Source organism: Baaleninema simplex PCC 7105 (assembly GCF_000332355.1).
GTDB lineage: Bacteria > Cyanobacteriota > Cyanobacteriia > Cyanobacteriales > Geitlerinemataceae > Baaleninema > Baaleninema simplex.
Genome location: NZ_KB235958.1, coordinates 1 through 25,000 on the forward strand (window position 1 = coordinate 1; position 25,000 = coordinate 25,000).

A 25,000-nucleotide genomic window follows, 5' to 3' on the forward strand; every position below is an offset into this window, starting at 1 on the left:
TAATCTTCGATCGTGCCGGCCGTTTTGGGTATTCTAACCTGCCGCCTCTGTCGGGACATCGCCCGTCGGTAACGGTTTTGTTCGAGTCTGTCGCTCGGTGTTACGGTCGCCGTTCTGTGGGCGTTTTGTTAACAGGAATGGGGAAAGATGGTGCGATAGGAATGTTAGAAATCGAACGCAGCGGCGGATTGACGATCGCACAAGACGAAGCCAGTAGCGTCGTGTTTGGGATGCCGAAAGAGGCGATCGCACTCAAAGCAGCACACTACGTTCTGCCGTTAAACGAGATTTCACCGCTGTTGTTACAACGGGTGTTTCGCTGACTGTAATTCGATCGTTTGAATCCACAATTTGAATGATTTCAATTTTAAAACTTCAAGCTTCAATAAATTATCTAGCGACTCTAAATCAGTGGTGTGAAAAAGAAAAAAGGGAATCGGGAACGGGTTACGAAGGGTGCATCTCACTTTCGTAGAACGACCCCTCCGCCTTCGGCACCTCCCCTTAGTAAGGGGAGGATGGGTGGGGTTCCGGGTGCAAAAGTGAGATGCACTGGGTGCATCTCACTTTTGTAAAAATATAAGTCTGGAGTCGGTTGGACTTCGACAACGCTGCCGTCCAGGGGTGGAACGGAGTGGAGTCCAACAGCCGATCGATCGAGGAGGTCAGCCTTAGTGGTGCAGAAAAGTCCTGAAACCCTTGTTAGAACAGATATCGCCGTATTAAAGGGTTGGCCGCAAAATCCCAGATCGGTAAATGGTTGCCGGAGATCCCCGGCATCTTGGAGATGCCGGGGATCTGGCTCGAGTCTCAATACAGATTTTATGTGTTTTGTCAATCCTAGATCTCGAAAAGTTTTCTGCACCACTTAGGTAGGTCAGCTCGTATCCGATGAACTTACATTTTTGAGATGCACCCATTACGAAGCCATCAAGCCTGAAACGAGCAAGTCAAGAACAGCATCTGTTTGTTGTTCGATCGTTTCAGAACTCAAAAGCTCTCTGTCAGGCTCGAGATACTTTAAATTTTCATGAGCGTCGAAGTAAAACGAACAAATTCCCAAAATATTAATTGCAGTTAAAAAGGGATCGACTTTACGAAAAACTCCCTCATTTATTCCTTTTTCTAACAATTTTACAATAGATTGAAATCCTTCTTGCCACCCAGTCTGCTCGCCGTAGCGCCCTTGGTTTTGCAATGCTTCTTGAAACCAGAGCATCCCATGCCATCGGTTTTTAGACTCAAATTTTATATAGCTACGAACGATAGACTCTAAAGCCTGTTCGACAGGTTGTTGTTCGATATCGATCGCTTCAAACGATTCGTTAATTTCTAGAACGAGCTGATTTAATACAGCCTGATACAGTGTTTTCTTATTTTTAAAATAATAACAAATCATCGCTTTAGTCACACCACTGCGCTTCGCAATATTTTCAGTTCTCGCCCCAGATAAACCATACTGGGCAAACTCCTCGATTGCAGCCGAGAGAATGTTGGCTTTCGTGACTTCTGCATTCCGGCTTTGCTTTTCCTCGTTGTGCTTGGGGGTGAAGCGGGGTGTTTTCGGCATGGTTGCAACCCAATCGGCAAATCAGACTCCTCTATCTACTTTAATCCTTGACATCCATCTATAGACCTTGCTACGCTAACTAAACAGTTGTTTAATTAAAATCCACAGGTTATGAAACCTATTCTTCCAGGAGCGCCTTGGCTAGTCGCTCACCGCTCGATGCTGGGCGTTAATCGTCCTTATCCGCTCACCTTGAACGGTCGAGATTACGTACTCTGGCAAAATACATCGGGGGAAATCTCTGCGCTGAGTAATATTTGCCCTCACATGCAAGCTCCCTTATCGAAGGGGTGGATTTGTCAAGAGCGCAACACGATCGCTTGTCCGTTTCACGCACTAGAGTTTGACGGTTTGGGGCGACTTTTTCGAGATGGAGAATTGAGTCGAACGTCTTTCATCGAACCGCTAAAATTAATTGTTGACGGCGATTTCATCTGGACTTACGGCGGCTTTCAACCTCAACTCCCAGTTCCCGACCTACATCAAAAAGTTGCAAACGATTACGATTTCTTGGGTGTAACCGCTCAAAAAAGCATTCAGAGCGATTTTCTAAGCTGCCTGAAAATCAACTACGACCACAACCATCAAAATGGAACGCATCGAGAGTTTTTTAAGTGCAAATCCTGTCGATCTGAGTTCATCGAAAAAGAAGGCATTTATGCCAAGGTTTCACAAGTCGTCGAAAAAGATGACTATACACCAGAAGAGATCGCAGAAAACCCCATGTTGGGCGCAATTCCAGATGTGATGAATAATTTTCTGGAATATGTCTTTCCCTCAACTCAGTTTTTCTGCTTGCAGTCGCCAGAAGTACAAACCTATCAAGGACATATCCTGTACCCCGAGACTGAAAATCGAACTCAAACGTTTATTTTGCTGTATGCAAAATTCAGCGATCCGAGCTTAAAACCAGTCATGAAAGACTCTTTACTTCACGCCGCTTCGATTGTTGTCCAACAAGATACACAATGTTTAGAAAGCTTATATCCCCGGCAAACACCCAAAATTCATCTACCCAATGAAGACATCATGGTCTATGCAGAAGCACTTTATAACAACTGGGAGGGTGCGCCAGTAATTTAACAAAAAAAATCAACAAAAAAATCAACAAAAAAACCGGCTTCTCAAAAGAAACCGGAAAAGTCACCACGGGAAAAACTGTGTCAAAGCAGGCATTTACCGCTTAAAACCACTCAGCATGGAAAAACTCACCGCGCGATTTGTCCGTGCGTTCGTAAGTGTGAGCGCCGAAATAGTCTCGTTGCGCTTGAGTGAGGTTTTGCGGAAGTCGTTCGCGACGGTAGCTGTCGAAATAATCGAGAGAGGCGCTAAACGCAGGAACGGGAATCCCCAAGCCATTCGCCGCCATCAACACTTCTCGCCAAGCGGCTTGGCGATCGAGAATGGTTTGTTTGAATTCCGGCGCGAGCAGCAAATTCGCCAAATTGGGATTTTCATCGAAAGCACGTTTGATTTTATTCAAAAATCCCGCTTTGATGATGCAGCCGCCTTTCCAAATTCGCGCGATTTCGCCCAAATCGAGGTTGTATTCAAACTCCTGAGATGCCGTTCCGAGCAGCGCCATCCCTTGGGCGTAAGAACACATTTTCGAGCAGTAGAGCGCGTCGCGAACCTTGTTGATAAACCCTTGCGTGTTACCGTCGAACTTCCCGCCGGGGCCCGCTAGTTCTTTGGCTGCTGCCATCCGTTCGTCTTTATAGGCTGACATGACGCGGGCGTTCACCGCCGCCGTGATAGTGGGAATGGGAACTCCGAGTTCTAAGGAACTCACCACCGTCCAGCGTCCCGTTCCTTTTTGTCCGGCGGCATCCAAAATCTTATCAATGAGGAAGCCGTCGCCCATATCGTCTTTTTTCTTGAAAATATTGGCGGTAATCTCGATCAAAAACGAATCGAGTTCTTCGGTTTCGTCCCACTCGGCGAAGACATCGTGAAGCTGCTCGTTCGTCAACCCGAGAACGTTTTTCAAGAGATCGTAGGCTTCGGCAATCAACTGCATATCGCCGTATTCGATGCCGTTGTGAACCATCTTGACGTAATGCCCCGCGCCTTTGGGGCCGATGTAGGTGACGCAGGGGCCGTCGTCGACTTGGGCGGCGATTTTCGTGACGATGGGTTCGATCGCCTCGTAAGCTTCCCGCGTTCCGCCAGGCATCAAACTCGGGCCGTTGAGAGCGCCTTCTTCACCACCGCTGACGCCCATTCCAATAAAGCGCAACCCCGCCGCTTCGAGATCGGCCACGCGGCGATCGGTATCTTCGTAGAGCGAGTTTCCGCCGTCGATAATCATATCACCGGGTTCGAGGAGCGGTTTGAGTTGCTCGATAACCGCATCGACAGGTTTACCCGCCTTCACCATCAGCAGGATTTTTCGGGGGCGTTCGAGGGACGCGACGAATTCTTCGAGGCTGTGAGCGGGTTTGACGTTCTTACCTTGGGCGCGATTTTCCATAAACGCCGTCGTTTTCTCAGTCGTGCGGTTGTAGACAGCCACGGAAAAGCCGTTGCGCTCGACGTTCAGCGCCAGGTTTTCACCCATTACGGCGAGACCGATGACGCCAAAATTCTGTAAAGCCATATATATCGTTTCAACTCGACTGTTTGGGATGTTTCGATGCTTCGATTCTTTGTTCAGGGTAGCCCGATCCCCCTCAGAAGATGGGGAAGAAGATGTTAAGAGTGGAGGAGGGGGAGAGGGGGAGAGGGGGAGAAGGGGAGAGGGCGAGAGGGGGAGAAGGAAGAAACTGTCAACTGTCTTCACTGTTGACTGCTCACTGTTGACTGTTCACTGTAAAGGGGGAGACGCTTCTGCGTTATCAATTATCAATTGTCAATTGTCAAATCCATCTGACCTGTAGAATAAAGCAGTAGAGAGATTTAGGGGTTAACGACGTAATGCTTGCCTATCTGCTTGCTGTTGCCGTTGGTTTGGGCAGCTTTATTCTCTTTATGGCAGCTTTCTTTTTCCCAGAGGTCTACCGAAAGGGAGATTTCGTCTGGAGTGGCGTAGGGTTTTTCTACGCTCTGGTGCTGTGGTTTTGCGCCGGACGCTTCACGGGGGCGGTGCTACTCGGTCAAACCGCCAGCGTCACACTCATCGGTTGGCTGGGGTGGCAAACGCTACGACTGCGTCGGGAGGTGACACCTCGCGATCGTCAAACGCCGACGGATGCTTTGGAGGAAAAAGCGTCGGAACTGCTGTCTCGAGAAACACCTCCTGCTACGACACCGCAAGCTGAGGAACCTGGCGAAACAGAGTCGCCTTCGGCTGAAACGAAGGAAGCTGCGGAGGAGGCGATCGCGATGCCTGAAGCGCCGGACGCGACGGAAACACCGGAATCGACGATCGCAGAAGCCGAAGACACGACGCCTGAAGCCCCGTCTGAAGGTGCGACGGCGAAGGACGAAGATGTGCTTGAAGGGGAAGACACCGCCAAACCCGAAGTGAAGACCCCCGAACCGACTGCTCTTTCAGCCAGTCAAGCCAAACCAGGGCTGTTCGGGAGAATTGGCAGTTTGTTTAGTCGCGTTAAGCCCCAACCGTCTCGATCGCCTGTTTCCCAACCGAGTTCGGAGAAACCCCAGGTTGAATCTACTGAGGAGCCGTTTGAAACTGACACTGGAGACGAGACACCTCAAGAGACTTTTCTGCAAGACAGGTTGGAAAGCGAAACCTCTGCGGCGGACAGTTCGGAGACCGAACCCGTTACGGAAGACGAGGTGAAGGCAGATTCGACGGTTGAAGAGGGAATTGAGGACGAGGAGAGCCAAGACACTTCTGAAATTGACCGATCGCCCGAGGCCGTGTCTGAACCTGAAGATACAGTCGAAGCGTCAGTGGAAGACGTGTCTGAAGTCGAACGACCTGACGCCGCTGAAGTGTCCGACGCGGGTGCAGATACAGCCGAATCGAAAACCGCCGAAATTCCCGAGGCCGAGGATATGACGGACGAGTCCGACGATATCGAAGTTCGGGAATCAGAAGAGAGTACCGATCGCGATGACGAGGAGGACTCGCCTAAGCCAGAAAAGTAAAGAACGGTAGGTATTTCGGAAACATTTCGTAATAAATTGGTGAAATGGCGATCGAAATCACAAAACTTAAACGGCTCGATCGCTAAAATTCCCCCTAAATCTCACGGCACACTTCGGGATCGCGTCACGTCGCGAACGCTCGGAAACTCAGATACTGGGATTAGACTTAACGAGTTATTAGGATTGACGATCTTGAACCGACCTATCATTTCAATTCGCGATCTCGTGCGCGAAGCGCTAGAGACGGGGTATCTTTCAGTCGAAGCTGAAGAACAACTGCGCCAGTGTTTGACGCAAAAGTACGATCTTGAAGATTTTCATGCGTTCGTGCGACTGCAACAGGCGGCGATGCAGGGGAAAGTTCGACAGGAATCGCGGGAGTTATTGGAACGTCAGTCCCAATCTCACCCGCAGTCGGTTCCTTGTTAGCGATCGCCTTTCGTGTTGTTCTGCTCGAGCTGTCGAACGCGATCGAGCATTTGACGCCATTGTGAAATCAGCCGTTTAGCGGAGTCGTCGTCGTGAAATTCCAGGTAGACGATGGTTTGACGAATGAGATACTCGAACTCACTTGGGGTCACGGCAGTTCTCTCGAGAGCAGGTTAACATCGGGGTGCATACCATCTTTGATTGAGATTGTTTAACCCAGGCTTTCTGTTTCCCCGCCTTCGATTATCTTTTCAGGCGTGCGAGGACGGGCGATATCTACTGTAATTTTTCCACCGAAATCGGGAATGGGAGCGGCGGGTTTACTCAGACGCACGCGCACCCGTTCTAGGCGATCGCGCGTGAGTAACTCTTCCGCGATCGCTTCAGCCAAGCGCTCGATTAGGGCGTATTTTTGCGTCTTGACGATGGTTTTGACCGATTCGATCGCCCCGCGATAGTCGAGGGTGTCTTCAATGCGATCGCTCTTTCCGGCGACGGCTAAATCCACCCACAGCGTCAGATCGAGGTCGAACCATTGCCCTAAAACCTGTTCTTCGGGCAAAAATCCCGTGTATCCGTAACAGCGTAAATTTGAAATTCGGATGCAATCCATATCACAAATATTTTTATTGTCAATATTTCGTTGTAAAAGTATACAATAAAAACGATGGCAGAAGACGAACGCCAGAACAACCCAGCGAAGTTCGATAAAACTGCAATGATTGCAATAATAAAGCGTAGCCTATCGAACCGTTTCCTGTGAAATCAAGATTCTGGCTCGGAGCGATCGCCCCTCTCGGCATCTTCGCCGCGATCGTGCTGTCGGGCGATCGAACCCTAGCCGATTCTACCTGTCCGAAAGACCTCGAACCGCTGATCGCTCGAATGTTGCCCGAGCTTCCCGGTTATATCAACCGCGTGACCGCGCGATCGCAAACGACCAACGATCCTCTCGCTCGGAGTACCGTTCTCGTGGCGGGGCGTCCAGAATTTCAGGCGATCGAACTCGATCGCGACCCTCCCGAGAACGTCCGTCAAGTCTTTATCACAACTCTAGAGCGCACCTATACCACCGACAAAATCCACCAACTCCAACATTTTCACTGGCTGTTTCTCACCCAAGCCGAAAATGGAGATTGGTGGCTCGTAACCATGTTTTCAAGTCTCGACACCGCCCGCGATAACATTGTCACCCCACCCCGAGAAACCAGCAGTAGCGCGATCGCCTCGGGAATTCGCAACTGGCTGCGAGACTGTCGAGCTTCCGGTGATGAGGAAATGGGGTGATGACCGTAGCAGTCTCAGAACCTTGACAACTGGATACCGACCTGGGTGAGGTGTTCCCTTCATTTCCTATACCTACGATACTGCCGGTCGCCTGGATGCAGCCACAGACGAACGGGGAACCACTGATTTCGACTACGGACTTCTCGGTCAGCTGCTCTCGCGTACCGAACCCGACCAAACGGAAATTTCCTATACTTATGGCGATGCCGGTCGAGTCGAAACCGTGACCACCCCCGCAGGCACTCTATCCTACCGCTACGACGACCTCAACCGTCCCCGGCAGGTGGTTGGCTTCGACCCTTTAGAGGTGAGGATCTATGGCTCTTCGGAGTTTAGAGTGACAGAAAAACTAACTTTACGAGATTTCAAAGGTTTTGGCTCTCGAGTTCTCAATTTTTTGTATCGTTTTATACATTTGTAACCACAAACTCCGAAGACCCTACGGGGACTGCTCTGAATGGAGAAACCTCAAGGGGATTTGATGTTAATTTTAGTGGCATTCTTAGATTTAGTGGGTGCATCTCACTTTTGCAAAAACATCAGTTTGGGGTGGCAAAATTCCCGATTAGCACTTCCGGTATAAGATCCCCGGCATCTTGGAGATGCCGGGGATCTGGAAATTGAGTGCGCCCAATTCGATGAATTTACATTTTTGAGATGCACCCGATTTAGTTTTCCAGTTTATAACGTAGGAGATTTTCCGCAGCCCTGCACAAGCACTCCCAGCTAAAAAATAGTAATTCTCACCCCAAATCTAGATCGTGAATAACTTCTTTCATCTTTTTTACTATCCCAGCCCGTTCTATATAGCCCTTTTTTTGCCATGTATAATAGATGGTCATGCTGTAGGCGAGTGGCATAAAAAACTTCAAAACTTTCAAGACTACAGTGCAAAAAAACGGATAGTAGCGAGTCTATTAATGGTTGTTCAAGGCATAATTTTTTTGCTCTCCATCGCCATAAAATCTGTGGTAAATTTATTCAATATTCCTTATGAAAGCTATTTTGATAATGCAGCTATTGCGTTATCCTACATTTATTGTGCTTTTTATCTTGCTTTTTTATTGATAACTTTATACGTGGCTAAGAATGAAAATACATAATCCAGGGTCTTCTGGGTTTGCGACGATCGATGTAGCTTAGACTACAGAAATTCGATGGAGTAAATGAAGTGGAAACTCGCTATCTCGTCGATGCCAATCGTCCTTATGCAGAGGTTATCGAGGAGTACGCACCGAACGGGGAAACCCAGACGGCTTACGTGCGCGGTTTGGATTTGATTTCCCAGCAGCGTGGGGACGAGTCTCGATTCTACCTGCAAGACGGACACAGTGGCGTGCGCCTGCTGACGGACGAGTTAGGGACGGTAACGGATACTTACGAGTATGGAGCGTATGGTGAGGTTTTGAGTGCGACGGGTGCGACGGAGAATCCTTATCTTTATCGCGGTGAGTCGTGGGATTCCGAGTTAGGATTGCAGTATCTGCGATCGCGGTATTACGAACCGGAAACGGGGCGTTTTCTCAGTACCGATCCGTTTGAGGGGATGGTGGAAAGTCCGGTTTCTCGCCATCGCTATCTTTATGGAAACGCTAATCCTGTTGTTTTTGAAGATCCGAGTGGGGAAGTTGCTAGTACACTTAGCGCTCCGGCTATTGCTTCAACCCTTTCTGTTGCACTATCAACAGTTTATTCAGTAGCTGCTCCTATCATTGGATTGTCAGTTGGACAGGCAACCGTATCTGTTGTTGGACAAACCGGTACAAACAACAGCTTAGAGTGGAAAGGAGACATTGAAGGAATTGATGCTAATTTCTTCGTGAGTGCAAATGGTGGTATATTATCTGCTCGAGTACTAGCAGCTACCAGGATTTTTGGATACGGTCTTTCTCGCCGTTTTTCAGGAAAGTGGATGATAGTCACTGGTGGAATTAATACAGGAGCATTAGCGGGTATTGCCCCAAATCTTGCTATTATTGATAACCAGGTAACACTTACTTCACCTAGGGTGCATCCCAGTTTTGCAATGAGTAAGAGTACTTAGAGCGGTTTGAGAGAAGGGAGTTAAGCTAAAAGGAGTTGCCCAAGTCGGAGTCAAGCCTAGCTCATGGATGCTGAAAAACGTCGCCAAATTCAAGCTCACGCTCGAGCGATTGCCGCTCTACTCTACGAAGGAAGTGACCCAGAAGAGATTCAAACCCTATCTGGCATCGAAAAAACCGTCCGTCATCAGCTATTAGAACACGTTAGCCCAGAAGTGGGAAATTTTTTATCCAAAACAGCAGCGGCAGCCAAGGCGGAAGAAAACGGACGGTAAAAAGTCTTCTCGGTCGCTTGAGTCTGAGCGAGCCACAAGCCCAGAAGCTAGAGGTCAAAGCACACAGTCGATGGAGTCCCGAGCTGGAGAAATGCTGTTTACTCCTGAGCGCCAACTCCTCCTACGAGCGGGCGGCTCAAGATCTTGAGGTCTTAACGGGCATGACCGTTTCTGCAAGTAGCCAGCAACGCTTGGTACATCGTCAAAAGTTTGAACTGCCCCAACTCGAAGAGACCGTCGCTGAAATGAGCCTCGATGGAGGTAAAGTCCGTCTGCGTACCGCCGTCGGAGACCCCTGTATCTGGCGAGATTACAAAGCCGTCAATCTCCATGGGGCGAGTGTAGGAGCTTTCTTTGAAGATAACGAGGGCTTGGTGAATTGGGTCAATCAACAACCCTTGGCCACGCCTCTAATCTGCCTCGGAGATGGACACGATGGGATCTGGAATCTCTTTGCTGACATAGGTGATACCACTCAGCGGCAAGAAGTTCTCGATTGGTATCATTTGACGGAGAATTTAGGGAAAGTGGGTGGGTCACAGCAGCGTCTCGATGCCGTTGAAGCTTGTTTGTGGCGAGGTGATGTGGAGGGGTCGCTGGCTCAGTTCGAGGATTGGTCACACCCGCGCGTCACCAAGTTGGTGGCTTACGTGCAAAAACATCGACACCGCATCGTCAACTACAGCTATTACCAGTGTGAAGGGATTTCTATCGGCTCTGGAGCCATTGAATCGACGGTCAAGCAGATTGGTCGGCGTCTCAAGATTTCCGGCGCTCAGTGGGAACGTCAGAACGTTCCACAAGTCCTCAAGCAACGCTGTGCTTATCTCAATGGAGACTTTTACGCCTAACACTTGCAAAACTGGGATGCACCCCTTCACCTAGAGCTATTGGTGCACACCCAGGTACATTTACTGGGGGAGTCCTTTTCGGAGGTGCTGGATCTGGTCAATTTAGTATAATCACATTCACAGTGGGATTTGGTATAGGTCGATTTGATGATACGATCGATGTTGCAGCGCTAAGTACAGATTTCAATACTGCAATTAACTTAAATACTGGTCTATCACTACCTATACATGGGGAGGAAACGCGATTAGAACAAATTACTCCAGAGTAACCAGAAACAAAACATGGCGACTTCAATTAAATGTAATAATGTAATAATGTAAGATAAAAATTCGTTTGTCACAGATTTTAGTCACCTATCTTGTTACTCATACATTGTCAAGAATCCATAGATACTAAAAACAATAATACAAGCAATATTGAACATTATAATTGTCGCTTCTTCAACATTTCTTCTTGTTTCCTATTTAGTTATTCAGAAAAAACAATCAGATATAAAAAAGGGGAAAATACCTAAAATACTGCAACAGTTTCCCATGCATACATCTTCACAAGAAGAATATGCAAGCACTCGACTAAAAATTGATGAATTTTTTTCTCTTTGTCTAAACAATAAACAATCTAAACTTAAACTTAATCAGGCAGAAATTAATGACATTTATACACAAGGAGTTTGTCTGGACAAGTATAAGCCAGGAAGGTATATTTATTACGAAATACAAGATGATAAAATTATAGAAAATATGATTGAATGGCCTGCTTTCGGCCCTGCTTTTACTTTGTGCTACTTTGAAAAGAAAGAAATTTGGTTCTCTTCCCAAAAAAAGATTGTAGAGCATTTAAATATTTTGGAAGTACAAGAAAAATCTCTACCAAAAGACGAAGTTCAAAGACCAATTCAAAGATCTGCACTAATTGTTTTTATTTTTGGCGGTTCAATATCTCCATATGGTTTTACTGATTTTAGCAAAACTGTTCAATATCAGAAGGCAGAAAAAATATTAGAAAGATTGAAAAAAGTAGAAATAAAAAATGGAATTCTAATCATAGAATCTCAAGGTAATTAAAACATATTCCATACCCTCTATCCCGACGACACCCCCGATACCCTCGAGGATAACCCCCGCAGCGTCACCGTCTACGACAAAGGCGATCGCCGTCGAGGGAGGCGCGACGAAGCTGGACGAGTCACCCACTTCCGCTACAACGCCGTCGGACAACTCATCGAAACCATCGCGCCGAACGCCGACGACAACGGCTTGACCCCCTTCTTCGAGGCGTTGGGACTGACGGGAAGCACCCTCGCCGATGTCGATTGGACGCAGGTGGTCTATCCCGACGAGACGCCAAGCTATCTCGACGACCGTCGCTATCCCCGCACCACCACCGAATACCACGCCACGGGAGAAGTCAAAGCCCACATCGACGAACGGGGAAATCGTACCGAATACCGTTACGATGCTCTAGGTCGCCGCATCGAAACGATTTATCCCGATAAGACCCCCGATACCCTCGACGACAATTATGGAACGCCTTTCAACACCGCTGAAAATCGGCAACGTGGAAGTCAACAGCCGCGTGTTTCAATCGCCCCTGTCCGGCGTGACGGACTTAGTCTTCCGGCGGTTGGTGCGTCGCTACGCCCCAGAGTCCATGACTTATACCGAGATGGTACAAGCTTCTAGTTTGCAACATCTCAAAGAAGTCCCTCAAATTATGGAAGTCGATCCTGACGAACACCCTATCAGTATTCAACTGTTTGACTGTCGCCCCGACTTTCTGGGAGAAGCCGCGAAACTGGCGGTCGGTCAAGGGTCGGATACCATCGATATCAACATGGGCTGTCCCGTCAACAAAATTACGCGCAAAGGGGGCGGTTCCTCTCTGCTGCGTCAACCGGATGTCGCTGAAGCGATCGTCGAAGCCGTCGCCAACGCCGTGGAGGTTCCTGTCACCGTCAAAACCCGCATTGGTTGGTCTGACGACGAAATCAACATCCTTGACTTTGCGCGGCGGATGCAGAATGCGGGGGCGCAAATGCTGACGCTCCACGGACGCACGCGCAAGCAAGGGTATACCGGAAAAGCGAGATGGGATTGGATTCGTCGCGTGAAGGAAGTTTTAGAGATTCCCGTGATTGCGAACGGCGATATCAACTCCGTCGAATCGGCGATTCGCTGTTTGGAGGAAACTGGGGCTGACGGCGTGATGTGTTCGCGAGGGACGCTGGGCTATCCGTTTTTGGTGGGCGAGATCGATCGCTTCCTCAAAACCGGAGAAGTCACGCCCCCCGTCACGGCGATCGCACGCTTGGAATGCGCCAAAGAACACTTACAGGAACTTTGGGAATATAAAGGCGAACGGGGAATCCAACAATCTCGCAAACACCTCGCCTGGTACTGTAAAGGCTTTCCGGGGGCGGGGACGTTGCGAGACCAGTTGAGTCGGGTTGAATCCGTGGCCTCCGGATGTGAAATAATCGATGCAGCCATCGATCGCCTGCGAGAATCGACCCGACAACGATGCGTGCTATCAGGAGATTCTACCGAGCGCGATCGCGCTGCATTCGCCACTTGCCATGATTGACGCCAATTTTCCCAAGTTTCACGAGTTCGCCGAGCGACTGCGCGACGCCGAAGGGCGTTTGCTCGAACTCCTCGATCGCTTTTCCGAGGTATCGGTGTTAGTGGCCGGAGATCTCACCCTGGACGAGTTTTTAACCGGGGAAGTCGAACGCATTTCCCGAGAAGCCCCGGTTCCCATTATTCGCCACGAATCGACTCGTCGGGTTCCCGGTGGTGGGGCGAACGCCGTGTATAACTTAGCGACACTGGGGGCAAAGGTGAAAGTGGCCGGACTCGTCGGCGACGACGAACAGGGACGCGCCCTCGTAGAGATTTTCAACAACGCGGGAATCGACACCTCGGGAATTTTCATCGACGGAGAACGCCCCACCGTCACCAAAACCCGCATTTCCGCCCACGCTCGTCAGTCCGTGACGCAGCAGGTGATTCGGGTCGATCGCAAATCCGACGCGCCCCCCTCCGTGGCGTTACAGGAAAAACTGGGGGCGTACATCGAAGAAGAAGCTAACAACGTCGAGGCGATCGTCTGTTCCGATTACGGCGACGGCGTGTTGACCCCTCGCGCGATCGAAGCTGCCCTGAAACATCACCGCACGATCGTCGATACCCAAAACCACCTCACGCGCTATGCTGGGGCAACCCTGTTTACCCCCAACGTTCCCGAAGCCGAAAAAGAAATCGGATACGCCATCGACAGCGAAAAAACCTTAATTGAAGCGGGGGTGGATTTACTCGATCGCACTAAAGCAAAGTACGTCCTCATCACCCGAGGCGGCGACGGGATGAGTCTGTTCGATCCCTCGAAAACCGTCGAAACTGTTCCCGCCTTCAACCGCACCGACGTTTTCGACGTAACGGGAGCCGGAGACACCGTCGTCGCCGCGTTAACGCTGGCTTTGTGTACGGGAGGATCGCCCTGGGAAGCTGTGGTATTGGGAAACTTGGCCGCCAGTATCGTCGTGCGCCAATTTGGAACCGCCACCACCACCATCGAAGAGATGAAAGCCGCCCTCGCTGGGGTTTTGGAAAATCTCGAGATGGAGTTCAGCACAGAGAAACCCCGAACCTACGGAAATTGAGATGCCAGTCCCCCCCGAATACGCACGAGCTTCCGATCGCTTCTATGAGTACTTAGTAGACGCACGGGAGACAGCAGGTCTTTGGAGTACTCACGTCACCTATACAATGACGCAGGCAGTATTTCAGACATTTCGTCGTCGGCTCTCAACGCAAGAGGCGATCGCGTTTGCGAACGTACTTCCCATTGGTCTGAGAGCGCTTTTCGTGACGGATTGGGATACCAACGAGCCAAAAAAGCCTTTTGAAGATCGCGCAACGATGACTCAAGAGGTGAAGTCTTTGCGTTCGGAACACAATTTTTCAACAGAAACGGCAATTCAGGACGTGGCTCGAGCCTTGCGACGCCATGTAGATGAAGAAGCCTTCGATCGGCTACTTGCGAGATTACCAGAAGGTGCTGTTGAGTTTTGGAAGCCGTAAGGAGACTCGCTCGGTCTGACTGCCCGCCCCACAGTCTCTTTCGGGAACTGGGAAGCTGCTAAAATAAACAGGCTTTAGTCGTTTTCGATCGAGATCGTGGGAAACACCTTCGGGCATTTATTTCGGATTACAACCTTCGGCGAATCGCACGGGGGCGGTGTGGGTGTCATCATCGATGGCTGTCCGCCCCGACTGGAAATCTCCCAAGAAGAAATTCAGTTCGAGTTAGACCGACGGCGGCCGGGTCAAAGTAAAATTACGACCCCCCGCAAAGAGACGGATACTTGTGAAATTCTCTCGGGGGTGTTTCAGGGAAAAACCCTGGGAACGCCGATCGCGATCGTGGTTCGCAACAAAGACGCGCGCCCCCAAGACTACAGCGAGATGCAGCAGAAATATCGCCCCTCTCATGCCGATGCCACTTACGACGCGAAATATGGCATTCGCAACTGGCAAGGGGGCGGGCGATCGTCGGCTCGAGAAACCATCGGCCGCGTGGCCGCCGGAGCGATCGCCAAGAAAATTTTGAAAGAGGTGGCCGGGGTCGAAATCGTCGCCTACGTCAAGCGAATTCGCGATCTCGAAGCGGTTGTCGATCCCGAAACGGTCACCCTCGAACAGGTCGAAAGTAATATCGTGCGCTCTCCCGACGGAGAATTTGCCGAAAAGGCGATCGCCGCCATCGAAGCCGCCGGACGAGAGGGCGATTCCCTCGGTGGCGTCGTCGAATGCGTAGCGCGTCGGGTTCCCCGAGGGTTGGGCGATCCCGTCTTCGATAAGTTAGAAGCTGAACTGGCTAAAGCAGTGATGTCGCTTCCGGCGACGAAAGGTTTTGAAATCGGATCGGGGTTCGCTGGAACCCTGATGATGGGAAGCGAACACAACGACGAGTTTTTCCGCGACGACGCGGGAAACATCCGCACCCGTACCAATCGATCGGGGGGCGTCCAAGGCGGAATTTCTAACGGCGAGAACCTGACGCTCCGCGTTGCGTTTAAACCCACTGCTACAATTCGGAAAGAACAGAAAACGGTCACGCGCGATCGGGAAGAAACCGTATTGGCCGCTCGGGGGCGACACGATCCCTGTGTTTTGCCTCGGGCTGTGCCGATGGTCGAAGCGATGGTGGCACTCGTCCTGTGCGATCGCTTGCTCGTTCATCAAGGGCAGTGCGGAACGCTCGACGCCGATCGACCTCTGCGTTAAAACGCTATTCTGGTAAAAGGCAACGAGTTTGAGTTGTCTCGATCGCCAGCGATCGTCTTGTCGTCCTGTCCCCGACCGGTCTATGGAACCAGCTACCTCGTCTGAATTTATAGTGAAGTTTTGGGGCGTGCGCGGAAGTATTCCCACCCCAGGGAAAACCACGGTACGCTACGGCGGGAACACCTCCTGCGTTGAAATGCGAATAGGAGGAAGACGCACGATCTTTGACGGCGGCACGGGCTTGCAAGAGTTGAGCAAAGACTTAATGCGAGATCTCCCGCCGGAAACCTATATGTTCTTCACCCACTACCACTGGGATCACATTCAAGGGTTTCCGTTTTTTACACCCGCTTTTGTCGAGGGACACTGTTTGAAGATTCACGGGGCGGTTCCTCAAAACGGAGAATCCCTCGAGAAACACTTTACCGAACGCGTGCTACATACGAACTCGCCGGTTCCTTTAGCCGGACTGCACGCCGATATGAAGTTCGTGGATGTCGTCTGTGGCGAAGCGCTCCAAATCGACGATATTTCCATTGAAACGACTCCCCTCAACCACCCGAATACGGCGATGGGATATCGGATTAATTGGAACGGACGGTCGGTGTTCTACTGTACGGACACCGAACATTTTCCCGATCGCCTCGACGAACACGTCCTCGCCCTCGCGCAAGGTGCCGATCTGCTGATCTACGATGCCATGTACACGGACGAGGAGTATCACAACCCCAAATCTCCCAAGGTGGGATGGGGACATTCGACCTGGCAAGAAGGCGTTAAAATCGCCAAAGCAGCGGGGGTGAAGAATTTGGCCATTTTCCATCACGAACCCACTCACTCGGACGATTTTCTCGACGAGATGACGAAAGAGGTTCTCGAAGCCTTTCCCAACGCCTTTTTAGCCCGTGAAGGTTTGGAGTGGCACGTTTGACCCCACAATCCCCTCGGGGCGTTGCACGAAACGCCCCAAGCTGCGTTGTAACACGGACATCCGATCGGTGAATGGCTGGAAACGGCATCGCGCGGCATCGATCGCCCCATCAAACATCGCTGTTTAAGCGTTGGAGAGACACCGTCGCCGCTTGGGAAACTTGCGGGTGACTGTCTTTTTGGAGGTATGCCAAGGCCGGGCGGCTTTTGGGGTGGTCGAGGTGGCCTAGGGCTTCGGCGAGACGCTGTCGCACGAGCCAGTCTTCAGAGCGGGCGAAGCGTAAAATGTCCTCGACGGCTTGCGTGGCACCAATTTCGCCGAGAGCGGCGATCGCTGCCTGTTGCAGTACGACTTCCTGGCTGTTGAGGGCGCGGACGAGAACGGAGTAGGCTTCGGGATTTTTCAGATTTCCGAGAGACACGGCGGCGCTAAACCTCACCAGCCAGTCGGTTTCTTCGAGAAAAGCGCGCACCAACGGCTCGAACGCGCGAGGATCTTCGAGGTAGCCCAGGGCGCCCGCAGCATCGGCGCGAATGCCGTAGTCGGGATCGTGACGCAGTAGATCGATGAGGATGTCGTAACATTCATCGGTTTGTTTGATGCCCAGGGCGAAAATCGCCATCGATCGCAGCGGCATATGTTCGTCGTTCAGGACTTTTTTAATGAGCGGTACGGCGTCAGTCGCGGGGACGTTTCGCAAAGACACCAGCGCCAACAGGCGATCGCGGGCGTTCTCGCTCTCGAGTTGCGTGGAAATCTGACTCAGATTAACGACACTCATGATTTGCGGCTTCGTAAAAAAACTTTACATTCTTTCTTATTTTAACGAGGTCTTTATTTTGCTGCCAATACATACTTATAAAATTTTGTCAACCCTAAAAATCGGAATCGATCGGCGATTCGATGTCGAATATTTCGCATAATTCTCAAAAAACGAGTATTATCGGAAAAATTAGCGAGATTTTATAGACCTCTCTAGATCCCCGGTATCTTGGAGATGCCGGGGATCTTATCCGACGGAGATCGCCTAAAGATATCCTCCAAGACAGACTCGAAAACTCTTTCTGTACGATTTTTCTCATATTTCAGTTTTGTTAACGCTTTCCTTTAAGTTTTCTTTACAAAACCATCTAGTCTTTCCCCAGAAAATTCAGGTAAAATCAATTCAGATTCGGATGACAAAACATCCTTTTTTACTTGCAAAAACGAGTTTTCAAAATCACCGATTTGTTCATGAATAACTTTTTGAGATTCATCCGAGATGGTGCGGGATTTCCCGATACCCTTCAATTGGGAATTGCGCTGCTTTTAGCGGTCGTAATTTTCTTATTTTTTTTGTTAATGGCAGGTATTTCGTACTTACAACTATCTAAATTAAGTGATGCCTTAATTCGCAAAGCTACCTCAACAGAATACGGAAAAATTTATCAAAACGTTATCGAACCAGACCGACAAAAAATTATCGCTCTGGTAATTCTCGCCCTCGCCGATAACGCCATCTTAGTCGCCCCACTTCCTGCTTGGGTGCGCGTGTTCGAGGTTCCTTTGGGATTGTCGATCGCAGGCGGTACGATTTCAGTAGGATTCAAAGCGTTCGATCGCTTTTTTGAAGATTATCTTCTCGGAATTTCTTTAGAAGACGAAAGCAAAATCAACACCGAACTATTGGCGTTAGCAAAGTTTTTAAGTAAAGCAGTTATTGTTTTAACAACAGTATTTTTATTTGCCCAAACCCACCGCGTCGATTTAGTGGGATTAGTTGCGAGTTTGGGGATTGGAGGAATTGCAATCGCTTTCGCTTCTCAAAAAGTTTTAGAACAGATTCTTTGGAGCGTCGTTCTCTATATCGATCGCCCCTTCGACGTAGACGACTACATTCATTTACCTGACGGAACGTTAGGTCGCGTCGAGTCGATTGGTTGGCGTTCGACTAAAGTTCGTTTGTCAGGAAAAAATACTCTTGTCATCGCACCTAACAGCAATCTCGCTCAAATCAATATTGAAAACTTAACCTTAGCCAGGCGTATTATTTCGATGGTGAATATCACCTTTTTTTGTGCGATGACAAACGAAGAAAAAGCGCTCGTTCGACAGCTTATTCTTTCGAGTACTTGCGATATTTTAGGCATCGACCATCAACTCACAAAAGTTGATTTTCAAGATTGGGTCGAACCGGACGGCGATCGCAAACAAGTACGAGCCAAAGTGACCTTCTTTATTTTAGGAGCGAGTGAAAACTCTGTAGAGCTTAGAAAAAATCTCCTCGAACTCGCTCGAGAAAAAATTATTTTGCAGCTTTACGAATATGGTATTAAATTTAAATTCGAGGTCGAGACGCTCGACATCGCTCAACCGATGAATATTTAAGCCATTTGCCAACCCTCCATAAAAGCTGTCTCGTAAGATAAAATCAAATAATTCTCTTAGGATTTCCTCTTCGCTGCGATCGCAATGGATCTCATTCAACTCGATCGGGATATTTCAAGCTACATAATCGAGCTAGCAATCCGGCTCGGTTTGTTTTTTGTTGCCGTCGTCATTTCTCCAGCACTCGGGCGATCGCTGACTTACCTGAGTCGCCTCGTTCTCCAAGTTACCCTCCATCGAATCGAAGTCGATCCCGACGATACCTTCGATCGCTTTATCAAACCCTTCCAAAACTATATCACTACCACGGGAACCCTTCTCTTTATTGCCCTGTCTCTGAATCTTCTCGTCAAATATCCCGAACTTTATACATTTCTCGGTTTCTTTGTCTACATGGCACTGTCAATTTCTCTGGCATTACTAGCCTCGAAAATCGTACAGCGCGTCATTCGCCAAGTCGCCATCGATCGCCTGCGACGTCGGGGTCAGGAAGTCAACGAAATTATTTTAGTTTTTGAAACCTTCACCAACATTATCATCGTCCTAATAGCCGTCGCGATCTTCGCTCAGGGATTGAAGCTGAATCTCGTGGCATTATCGGCGAGTTTGGGCATTGGCGGCGTCGCGGTCGCCTTCGCCTCTCGTCAAGCCCTCGAGCGACTCGTCGGAACCTTTGAACTCTATCTCGATCGCCCCTACGTCCCTGGAGAATACGTCCGCGTCAATTTCAACCCCTTTGCAGAAGACGTTTACGGTCGCATCGAATCGATCGGATTGAGGTCTACTAAAATTCGCACGGCGGCACAAAATACCCTCGTTATCGTTCCCAATTCGATGATGGCAGGGATGAAGATCGAAAATATTACCCGAGGTAAAAAAGTAATGGCGATCGTCTGCTTGGATTTTTACAAGCTGTTATCCGAAAGCGAAAAAGCCCTCGTTCAGCAAGCGATCGAAGATACGAGCGAATCCTTTTGGGGGATCGAGCGGGGCAGCACGCGCGTTCATTTTTCGCAACTTCCTAAAACACTCAGAAGTCGCGTCCGAGTGAGCTTTTTTATTTCGAGTTCTAGCCAAGATTCCTTAAACCTCCGCAAGCGCCTGTTAGAGTTGGCTAACGAAGAAATTGCCAACACTTTACTCGCCTATAATCTCAGCTTTACCGTACCGGAGTCGATGGTCTATCTCGATTCGCCCATGTCGATTTAAGGAATTGTTTAAATGACCGATCGGGACGTGAAATGTTTTAATTAAGTAAGAAGATCGTAATGGCAATGTCGTCTCGCGAAGCTTATGACTAATCCTTCCTCTGCTGGATCGGGTGACGACCGGCCAGATTTTGAGGTGTCTCCAGAAACCTATCTGGAAACGCTTCAAGACGTGCAACAACAACAAGTCGAGCTGAAAGTCGATGTCGAACGCATTCACAAAGACATCGAGCGATTTCGGGTGTTCTTTCAAACCCTGGTGAGTGGCTTGCTGCTGGCGATCGCGATCGCCTTTGGCATTGCGATCTGGTATGCCTATCGCTCGTTTTCACAGCAGCAAATCGCTCGCCGATCGGTAGAAGACGTAACGGCGATGCAAGAAGACCTCGTGGCGGAGATCGATCGGCTCGAAAGTCGGTTGCAGCGGCTAGAGCGGGATGTTCCCGATCGCCTCGACGACGTGACGAACGACGTAGCCTCGAGTCAAATGGAACTCCGACGACTCCGCGATCGCCTCGACGCCATCGAAGCACAATTAGACAACTCGAACGACGACGCCACCACCCCGGAAGAGAACTCCACGGAACCCGACGATGCGACACCGAGCGATCGTAACGCTCGCAACTGAACCATCTCGTCGCCGACTAATTTTCCAGCAAAATGTCGATCGCGTCGAGGGTGTCGCTGGTGGGAATCATCACCGGCTCTTGAAACAGCGGTACGGTAAACGTCACCGTCGAGCCGAGACCTTCCCCCATACTGTAAAAATGCACTTCGCCCCCCATCGCTTCGATGAGTTTTTGAGAAATCACGAGTCCGAGACCCGTTCCGCCGTACTGTCGGGTTCGGGAACCGTCCACTTGGCTGAACGTTTGAAACAGCCGGTCTTGCACCTCGAGAGACACGCCAATACCCGTATCGGCGACTTGGACTTTCACCATTCCCGGCAGCGTGCGATCTTTGACGACCACTTCGCGATCGATAATGTCGGTGGTGATGGTGATTCCCCCTTCGTGGGTAAATTTGATGGCATTCCCCACCAGGTTCAACAGCACTTGCAACAGGCGTTGGTAGTTCCCGTACACGACGATGCGGTCTTCCGTATCGGGAAGCTGCATTTGAAAGTAAAGCTGTTTTTGTTGAACTTGGGCTTGAACGAAATCTTTGAGGTGGTTGAGTAGGTCTTCGAGATTGACGGGTTCGAGGTCGAGCTGCATTTTACCCGCCTCGATTTTGGCAATATCGAGAATATCGTTGATGATGTTGAGCAGGTGAACGGCGGAACGATAGGCTTCTCGAATGAATTCGACCTGTTCTTCGGGGTCGTCGGCCATCCCGTCGAGAATTAGCTTGAGAAACCCCATCATCCCGTTGAGAGGCGTTCGCAGTTCGTGGGAGGTGTTGGCGAGGAAGTCGCTTTTGAGGCGAGAGACTTCTTCTGCTTGTTGGCGGGCAATTTCGAGTTCTCGGTACAGGGTGGCGTGGGCGATGGCCGTCCCCACTTGGTCGGCCAGTTCTTCGACGATTTCGACTTCTGTGGGATGCCAGAGGGAATCGGATTCGTCGGCCGGCGGCCGAACCGCATCGCTTTCGGCTCGTTCGAGGACGATCGCTCCGTTGACTTGTCCTTGGTGGGAGGTGGCGACCACGAGACGCGATCGCCGCGTTCCGTCTTCCGCTCGACTTTCGACGATCGCCGTTTCCTGACGCACGATCGCCTGGTGGAAGTCAGCACGATCGGCCAGGGCAATGTCGCGATCGAGGTCGTTGGGCTGGCTGCTGTCCTGAATTGGAGATGTCGGACGAGCAACGTGTCGGGCGACGAGTTTCACCGACGCGGCTGCTGCATCGTATGCGTAAACCGAACACCGCCAAACGCTCAAGGCCGATCCCAAACCGTTCGCGGTTTGTTGCCAGATGGTGTCGAGGTCGAGGGTCTGGCGGATTTTGCGGGCGATTTGAGTTAGCAGTTTGGGATAGGAAATCCGCGTTAGCAGTAAGTCGTAGTCGGAGGGAATCGATCGCTGGGTCGGGTGTAAGGCCGATTCCCGAACTAACAGCGAGGAGGTCGCGCAAAATTCCTCGATCGGACGGATGCGTCTTCCGATCGCGAGGACGCATGAGGCGGCAGAGCTGTCCGTTAATATCGGCGAAATCGTTAGCTCGAAGGGAAAAACGTGCGGCCCGCTTTCAAACAGACAGGTGATGTGTTTGGGAATCTTTCCGTCGAGAATTTCCCGAAGTTGGGCGATATAGCTCACTCGATCGACCGGTTGGAACACGTCGGTCGCGTTTCCCTCGCCATTGGACGCCTCCACGTTAGGGGAGGCCATCAATCCGTAATTACGAGCGTCTTTCCAAAAAAAGCAACGGTATTGACCGGCGCGATTTTGAATATAGGCGAGTTCGACTCCGAGAAACGAAAGATCGCTCGTCCTCTGGTCTTCCGTCTCAGTGTGTGAATTCGTCGGCGCCGCAGGCGGAATGCGGAAGTCAGCAAAAGAGGTCATCGAACCCACAGAAAAACAGTCAGCATCGAGAACGAAAGCGTTGAATCCCGAGTTGGCCTCGCACCTTAGTCTAACGGCTGAGATCGAAGTGCGATCGCCAATCCGACGCGACAGCCTCCGCGTTCGCGGCTAGTCGTTCCATTCTCCCCGAGGAGGTACGGGAGGATTGCGCTGCAAACGGCGACTGAGTTCCTCGTCGCGATTGGTTTCACCTCGGAGCCACTGACGAATCGCGGTCTCGATAATTTTGCTCGGATCGTTCGTTAGATGTTCGATTTGTTCGAGCAATTCAGAATCGAGCTGGATCGACAGTTCCACTTGATGTTTGCTGCGCTCGGACGTAGGAGTCGGATCGGTCATAATGTCAGTCTAAACTTACCAACAGCAATCGGACAGGCAGGTGAAGGCGCGAGCGAGCCGTTTCACGTCACAGACAGTTCGCGGTAGCAATGGCATCTCGTCGCCCCGGTTTCGAGCAATTCGCGATCGCCAAATTCGGGGTCGTATCGCTCGGAAAGTCAGCTTGCGACTTCAGATCCATTGTACAACTTACGTCATTTATCCGTGAAAATACGGGAACTTGCTAAGTGTTGTAAGGCGCGATCGCTGACTCGACAAATTCGCCAGTCAGGTAACACGGACGCTCCAACTTTATCGTAAAAGGCGATCGCTGGAGCGTTCCAATCGAGAACTGCCCATTCTACCCGTCCGCATTGACGTTCTACGGCAATTTTCGCCACCTGTTGGATTAACGCGGTACCGATGCCCTGTCCTCGCTCCTCGGGAAGTACGAACAAATCTTCGAGATACAGTCCCGCTCTCGTCAGAAACGTCGAGTAGGTCTGGAAAAACAGGGCAAACCCGACAATTTTGTCGTCCCGTTCCGCCACTAAAACCTCTGCGTAAGGCCGTTCGCCGAACAAATGAGCTTTGAGGGTTTCGGCATCTCCGACGACCTGATGAGACAGTCCTTCGTATGCTGCCAAGGCTCGAATCAAGCCGAAAACTGCATCGACGTCATCGACTCTCGCCGCACGGACTTTGACATTTGAATTAAAATCTATATTCATCGAAAATTTTGGGTTTGAAACCCCGCCCTAGAAGGGCGGCTTTACAGTACAATGGACGTGAATGGTTAAACTGGCTAACGAAACCCAAGTTAGTAAGTTTGCCTAAAACTCCAATTGAATTGGAATTTTGGCGGTGGGACACACCGTTACAGCCTGTGAAGCGAGTGTAAGACTTGAAGGATCTCGATCCGGAGAGCAACTGCGAAAAACTCGAGAGAGAAGGAAGCAGGAACCCAAATCGCGAGGCTTCGCCGTGAGCGTCAGCCGAACGGTTTGGGAATCACCGTCCTTCCAGGGCGGTGAGGATGTCAATTTGAACGCTACCGCGATCTCGAACGGCGATCGCCACACTCAAGTTATTCTAGAGCCTAGAAAATGCGGGCGGCCAGCCACCCGCATTTATTATTTAAAAATCGATCTCTCCTGTCAGACCCTCGATCCTATTTCAACCAGCCACGCAAACGCTTCGCCACTTGCGGTCGACGCAGTTTTCGCATTGCCGTCGTTTGGATTTGGCGGACGCGCTCCCGCGACAAATCAAACAGGTTACTGATTTCTTGAAGTGTCTGACGCTGACCCCCGTTGAGACCGTAACGGAGCGCCAGAATTTCGCTTTCCCGCGCCGTCAACGCTTCGTCGAGGACTTGACGCACCCCCTGACACATCATGTTTTCAGTGACTTGGGAGTCGGGGGATTTGTTGTCCGTATCCTCGAGAAGATCGAGAATTTCCGTGTTGTCTTCGTCGCCGACATAGTGGTTGAGCGAGAGCGATCGCTGGCTAACCCGTTGCAGTTGTTGGAGTTGCTTGGGCGATAACTCGAGCGCTTCACTAAGTTCGGCTTCTGTCGGTTGGCGGTTGAGTTCCTGCCCGAGCTTGCGATAGGTTTTCTTAAGTTTGTTGAGTTTCTCGACGATATGAATCGGCAAGCGGATCGTTCTTCCGTCGTTGGCGATCGTGCGGGTAATTCCTTGGCGAATCCACCAATACGCATAAGTCGAGAACTTATAGCCTTTTTCGGGATCGAATTTTTCGGTGGCGCGACTCAAGCCTAAAGCCCCTTCTTGAATGAGATCGAGAAACGGCACGCCTCGGTTGAGATAGCGTTTGGCGAT

Annotated in this window: 29 protein-coding genes (1 of these 29 cut by a window edge); 19 read left to right on the forward strand and 10 right to left on the reverse strand. The window is 50.4% G+C overall.

The window, feature by feature from the left end:
• Nucleotides 1-323, forward strand: a 323-nt coding sequence (locus tag GEI7105_RS28620; protein ID WP_035492407.1) for a CheB methylesterase domain-containing protein, incomplete at its 5' end; no start/stop codon positions are given.
• A gap of 596 nt (nucleotides 324-919) precedes the next feature.
• Here the strand turns inward: GEI7105_RS28620 and GEI7105_RS0101755 are convergent.
• The gene (locus GEI7105_RS0101755; protein ID WP_017658770.1) at nucleotides 920-1,570 is read right to left on the reverse strand and encodes a TetR/AcrR family transcriptional regulator; all 651 of its coding nucleotides are present in this window, start codon (nucleotides 1,568-1,570) and stop codon (nucleotides 920-922) included.
• A gap of 111 nt (nucleotides 1,571-1,681) precedes the next feature.
• Between GEI7105_RS0101755 and GEI7105_RS0101760 the strand changes: the two genes are divergently transcribed.
• Nucleotides 1,682-2,653, forward strand: coding sequence for a Rieske 2Fe-2S domain-containing protein (locus tag GEI7105_RS0101760; RefSeq protein WP_026097354.1), 972 nt, complete (start codon nucleotides 1,682-1,684; stop codon nucleotides 2,651-2,653).
• A 100-nt stretch (nucleotides 2,654-2,753) separates the two neighbouring features.
• On the opposite strand, the gene gnd is transcribed toward GEI7105_RS0101760, so the two are convergent.
• A complete protein-coding gene (gene gnd / locus GEI7105_RS0101765) occupies nucleotides 2,754-4,169 on the reverse strand; it encodes a decarboxylating NADP(+)-dependent phosphogluconate dehydrogenase (protein WP_017658772.1) in 1,416 nt (471 codons plus the stop codon).
• A gap of 317 nt (nucleotides 4,170-4,486) precedes the next feature.
• On the opposite strand from gnd, the gene GEI7105_RS39195 reads away from it, so the two are divergent.
• Entirely contained in the window at nucleotides 4,487-5,626 is a 1,140-nt protein-coding gene (locus GEI7105_RS39195) for a Ycf66 family protein (protein ID WP_017658773.1), read from the forward strand.
• A gap of 192 nt (nucleotides 5,627-5,818) precedes the next feature.
• A complete protein-coding gene (locus GEI7105_RS28630; protein ID WP_223307390.1) occupies nucleotides 5,819-6,055 on the forward strand; it encodes a hypothetical protein in 237 nt (78 codons plus the stop codon).
• Here the strand turns inward: GEI7105_RS28630 and GEI7105_RS38120 are convergent.
• Together GEI7105_RS38120 and folB are read right to left on the reverse strand one after the other, a co-directional pair.
• Entirely contained in the window at nucleotides 6,052-6,207 is a 156-nt protein-coding gene (locus tag GEI7105_RS38120) for a hypothetical protein (protein WP_017658775.1), read from the reverse strand. The genes GEI7105_RS28630 and GEI7105_RS38120 overlap by 4 nt on opposite strands.
• Nucleotides 6,208-6,266: 59 nt before the next feature.
• A complete protein-coding gene (gene folB, locus GEI7105_RS0101785; protein ID WP_017658776.1) occupies nucleotides 6,267-6,668 on the reverse strand; it encodes a dihydroneopterin aldolase in 402 nt (133 codons plus the stop codon).
• Between the two features lie 146 nt (nucleotides 6,669-6,814).
• Here folB and GEI7105_RS28635 point away from each other — a divergent pair, with 146 nt between their 5' ends.
• The 6 genes from GEI7105_RS28635 to GEI7105_RS0101815 all read left to right on the forward strand — a co-directional run bounded on the left by GEI7105_RS28635 (nucleotide 6,815) and on the right by GEI7105_RS0101815 (nucleotide 11,575).
• Nucleotides 6,815-7,342: a hypothetical protein gene (locus GEI7105_RS28635; RefSeq protein ID WP_017658777.1), complete on the forward strand. Its 528-nt coding sequence runs from the start codon at nucleotides 6,815-6,817 to the stop codon at nucleotides 7,340-7,342.
• A 61-nt stretch (nucleotides 7,343-7,403) separates the two neighbouring features.
• Complete coding sequence (locus GEI7105_RS41335; protein WP_083862278.1) at nucleotides 7,404-7,763, forward strand: hypothetical protein; 360 nt, start codon at nucleotides 7,404-7,406, stop codon at nucleotides 7,761-7,763.
• Nucleotides 7,764-8,103: 340 nt separating this feature from the next.
• Nucleotides 8,104-8,445 carry a hypothetical protein gene (locus tag GEI7105_RS0101795; protein ID WP_017658778.1) on the forward strand — a complete coding sequence of 114 codons (342 nt, stop codon included), beginning with the start codon at nucleotides 8,104-8,106 and terminating at the stop codon, nucleotides 8,443-8,445.
• 68 nt (nucleotides 8,446-8,513) lie between these two features.
• Nucleotides 8,514-9,386, forward strand: coding sequence for an RHS repeat-associated core domain-containing protein (locus GEI7105_RS0101800; RefSeq protein WP_017658779.1), 873 nt, complete (start codon nucleotides 8,514-8,516; stop codon nucleotides 9,384-9,386).
• Nucleotides 9,387-9,449: 63 nt separating this feature from the next.
• Nucleotides 9,450-10,510 (forward strand): ISKra4 family transposase gene (locus GEI7105_RS0101810; protein WP_144053634.1). Its coding sequence is split into 2 segments (ribosomal slippage): nucleotides 9,450-9,606 and nucleotides 9,606-10,510, totalling 1,062 coding nucleotides; the frame shifts between segments, so codons are not numbered across the junction.
• A gap of 417 nt (nucleotides 10,511-10,927) precedes the next feature.
• Complete coding sequence (locus GEI7105_RS0101815) at nucleotides 10,928-11,575, forward strand: hypothetical protein (RefSeq protein ID WP_017658782.1); 648 nt, start codon at nucleotides 10,928-10,930, stop codon at nucleotides 11,573-11,575.
• On the opposite strand, the gene GEI7105_RS38125 is transcribed toward GEI7105_RS0101815, so the two are convergent.
• Nucleotides 11,549-11,728 (reverse strand): hypothetical protein, encoded by a 180-nt coding sequence (locus GEI7105_RS38125; protein ID WP_071591948.1) that lies wholly within the window; start codon nucleotides 11,726-11,728, stop codon nucleotides 11,549-11,551. The genes GEI7105_RS0101815 and GEI7105_RS38125 overlap by 27 nt on opposite strands.
• 39 nt (nucleotides 11,729-11,767) lie before the next feature.
• On the opposite strand from GEI7105_RS38125, the gene GEI7105_RS39620 reads away from it, so the two are divergent.
• The 6 genes from GEI7105_RS39620 (at nucleotide 11,768) to GEI7105_RS0101845 (ending at nucleotide 16,730) form a co-directional block, all read left to right on the forward strand.
• Complete coding sequence (locus GEI7105_RS39620; protein WP_071591949.1) at nucleotides 11,768-12,193, forward strand: RHS repeat domain-containing protein; 426 nt, start codon at nucleotides 11,768-11,770, stop codon at nucleotides 12,191-12,193.
• Nucleotides 12,087-13,094: a tRNA dihydrouridine synthase DusB gene (gene dusB, locus GEI7105_RS28640; protein WP_245555440.1), complete on the forward strand. Its 1,008-nt coding sequence runs from the start codon at nucleotides 12,087-12,089 to the stop codon at nucleotides 13,092-13,094. The genes GEI7105_RS39620 and dusB overlap by 107 nt, the downstream gene beginning before the upstream one ends.
• The gene (locus tag GEI7105_RS0101830; protein WP_017658785.1) at nucleotides 13,087-14,172 is read left to right on the forward strand and encodes a bifunctional heptose 7-phosphate kinase/heptose 1-phosphate adenyltransferase; all 1,086 of its coding nucleotides are present in this window, start codon (nucleotides 13,087-13,089) and stop codon (nucleotides 14,170-14,172) included. Before dusB ends, GEI7105_RS0101830 begins: the two co-directional genes overlap by 8 nt.
• 1 nt (nucleotide 14,173) lies before the next feature.
• Nucleotides 14,174-14,593: a DUF2267 domain-containing protein gene (locus tag GEI7105_RS0101835; protein ID WP_017658786.1), complete on the forward strand. Its 420-nt coding sequence runs from the start codon at nucleotides 14,174-14,176 to the stop codon at nucleotides 14,591-14,593.
• 96 nt (nucleotides 14,594-14,689) lie between these two features.
• The gene (aroC, locus tag GEI7105_RS0101840) at nucleotides 14,690-15,799 is read left to right on the forward strand and encodes a chorismate synthase (protein WP_017658787.1); all 1,110 of its coding nucleotides are present in this window, start codon (nucleotides 14,690-14,692) and stop codon (nucleotides 15,797-15,799) included.
• Nucleotides 15,800-15,881: 82 nt separating this feature from the next.
• On the forward strand, nucleotides 15,882-16,730 hold the full coding sequence (locus GEI7105_RS0101845; protein ID WP_017658788.1) for an MBL fold metallo-hydrolase: 849 nt from the start codon (nucleotides 15,882-15,884) through the stop codon (nucleotides 16,728-16,730).
• Between the two features lie 109 nt (nucleotides 16,731-16,839).
• On the opposite strand, the gene GEI7105_RS0101850 is transcribed toward GEI7105_RS0101845, so the two are convergent.
• Nucleotides 16,840-17,511 (reverse strand): HEAT repeat domain-containing protein, encoded by a 672-nt coding sequence (locus tag GEI7105_RS0101850; RefSeq protein ID WP_017658789.1) that lies wholly within the window; start codon nucleotides 17,509-17,511, stop codon nucleotides 16,840-16,842.
• 452 nt (nucleotides 17,512-17,963) lie between these two features.
• Here GEI7105_RS0101850 and GEI7105_RS0101860 point away from each other — a divergent pair, with 452 nt between their 5' ends.
• The 3 genes from GEI7105_RS0101860 (at nucleotide 17,964) to GEI7105_RS0101870 (ending at nucleotide 20,933) form a co-directional block, all read left to right on the forward strand.
• Nucleotides 17,964-19,097, forward strand: a complete 1,134-nt coding sequence (locus tag GEI7105_RS0101860; RefSeq protein WP_051044166.1) for a mechanosensitive ion channel family protein — start codon at nucleotides 17,964-17,966, stop codon at nucleotides 19,095-19,097.
• A gap of 84 nt (nucleotides 19,098-19,181) precedes the next feature.
• Nucleotides 19,182-20,306: a mechanosensitive ion channel family protein gene (locus tag GEI7105_RS0101865; RefSeq protein ID WP_017658792.1), complete on the forward strand. Its 1,125-nt coding sequence runs from the start codon at nucleotides 19,182-19,184 to the stop codon at nucleotides 20,304-20,306.
• An 84-nt stretch (nucleotides 20,307-20,390) separates the two neighbouring features.
• Nucleotides 20,391-20,933, forward strand: coding sequence for a hypothetical protein (locus tag GEI7105_RS0101870; RefSeq protein WP_017658793.1), 543 nt, complete (start codon nucleotides 20,391-20,393; stop codon nucleotides 20,931-20,933).
• Between the two features lie 16 nt (nucleotides 20,934-20,949).
• Here the strand turns inward: GEI7105_RS0101870 and GEI7105_RS0101875 are convergent, their stop codons facing one another.
• From GEI7105_RS0101875 to GEI7105_RS28645, 4 genes are all read right to left on the reverse strand, one after another.
• Complete coding sequence (locus GEI7105_RS0101875; RefSeq protein ID WP_017658794.1) at nucleotides 20,950-22,815, reverse strand: sensor histidine kinase; 1,866 nt, start codon at nucleotides 22,813-22,815, stop codon at nucleotides 20,950-20,952.
• A gap of 129 nt (nucleotides 22,816-22,944) precedes the next feature.
• Nucleotides 22,945-23,175 carry a hypothetical protein gene (locus GEI7105_RS0101880; protein ID WP_017658795.1) on the reverse strand — a complete coding sequence of 77 codons (231 nt, stop codon included), beginning with the start codon at nucleotides 23,173-23,175 and terminating at the stop codon, nucleotides 22,945-22,947.
• Between the two features lie 194 nt (nucleotides 23,176-23,369).
• Nucleotides 23,370-23,885: a GNAT family N-acetyltransferase gene (locus tag GEI7105_RS0101890; RefSeq protein WP_017658797.1), complete on the reverse strand. Its 516-nt coding sequence runs from the start codon at nucleotides 23,883-23,885 to the stop codon at nucleotides 23,370-23,372.
• A gap of 440 nt (nucleotides 23,886-24,325) precedes the next feature.
• Nucleotides 24,326-25,000 carry the 3' portion of an RNA polymerase sigma factor, RpoD/SigA family gene (locus GEI7105_RS28645; protein WP_071592143.1) on the reverse strand. Its footprint extends 345 nt past the window's final position, so 675 of the gene's 1,020 nt are visible here — the last part of the coding sequence; its start codon lies beyond the right edge, outside the window; its stop codon occupies nucleotides 24,326-24,328.

What these genes read in the sequence shown, in the direction of transcription:
- GEI7105_RS0101755 (WP_017658770.1), bottom strand. Translation starts at nt 1,570, where the DNA reads ATGCCGAAAACACCCCGCTTCACCCCCAAGCACAACGAGGAAAAGCAA.
- GEI7105_RS0101760 (WP_026097354.1), top strand. Translation starts at nt 1,682, where the DNA reads ATGAAACCTATTCTTCCAGGAGCGCCTTGGCTAGTCGCTCACCGCTCG.
- gnd (WP_017658772.1), bottom strand. Translation starts at nt 4,169, where the DNA reads ATGGCTTTACAGAATTTTGGCGTCATCGGTCTCGCCGTAATGGGTGAA.
- GEI7105_RS39195 (WP_017658773.1), top strand. Translation starts at nt 4,487, where the DNA reads ATGCTTGCCTATCTGCTTGCTGTTGCCGTTGGTTTGGGCAGCTTTATT.
- folB (WP_017658776.1), bottom strand. Translation starts at nt 6,668, where the DNA reads ATGGATTGCATCCGAATTTCAAATTTACGCTGTTACGGATACACGGGA.
- GEI7105_RS0101830 (WP_017658785.1), top strand. Translation starts at nt 13,087, where the DNA reads ATGATTGACGCCAATTTTCCCAAGTTTCACGAGTTCGCCGAGCGACTG.
- GEI7105_RS0101835 (WP_017658786.1), top strand. Translation starts at nt 14,174, where the DNA reads ATGCCAGTCCCCCCCGAATACGCACGAGCTTCCGATCGCTTCTATGAG.
- GEI7105_RS0101845 (WP_017658788.1), top strand. Translation starts at nt 15,882, where the DNA reads ATGGAACCAGCTACCTCGTCTGAATTTATAGTGAAGTTTTGGGGCGTG.
- GEI7105_RS0101850 (WP_017658789.1), bottom strand. Translation starts at nt 17,511, where the DNA reads ATGAGTGTCGTTAATCTGAGTCAGATTTCCACGCAACTCGAGAGCGAG.
- GEI7105_RS0101860 (WP_051044166.1), top strand. Translation starts at nt 17,964, where the DNA reads ATGAATAACTTTTTGAGATTCATCCGAGATGGTGCGGGATTTCCCGAT.
- GEI7105_RS0101865 (WP_017658792.1), top strand. Translation starts at nt 19,182, where the DNA reads ATGGATCTCATTCAACTCGATCGGGATATTTCAAGCTACATAATCGAG.
- GEI7105_RS0101870 (WP_017658793.1), top strand. Translation starts at nt 20,391, where the DNA reads ATGACTAATCCTTCCTCTGCTGGATCGGGTGACGACCGGCCAGATTTT.
- GEI7105_RS0101875 (WP_017658794.1), bottom strand. Translation starts at nt 22,815, where the DNA reads ATGACCTCTTTTGCTGACTTCCGCATTCCGCCTGCGGCGCCGACGAAT.
- GEI7105_RS0101880 (WP_017658795.1), bottom strand. Translation starts at nt 23,175, where the DNA reads ATGACCGATCCGACTCCTACGTCCGAGCGCAGCAAACATCAAGTGGAA.
- GEI7105_RS0101890 (WP_017658797.1), bottom strand. Translation starts at nt 23,885, where the DNA reads ATGAATATAGATTTTAATTCAAATGTCAAAGTCCGTGCGGCGAGAGTC.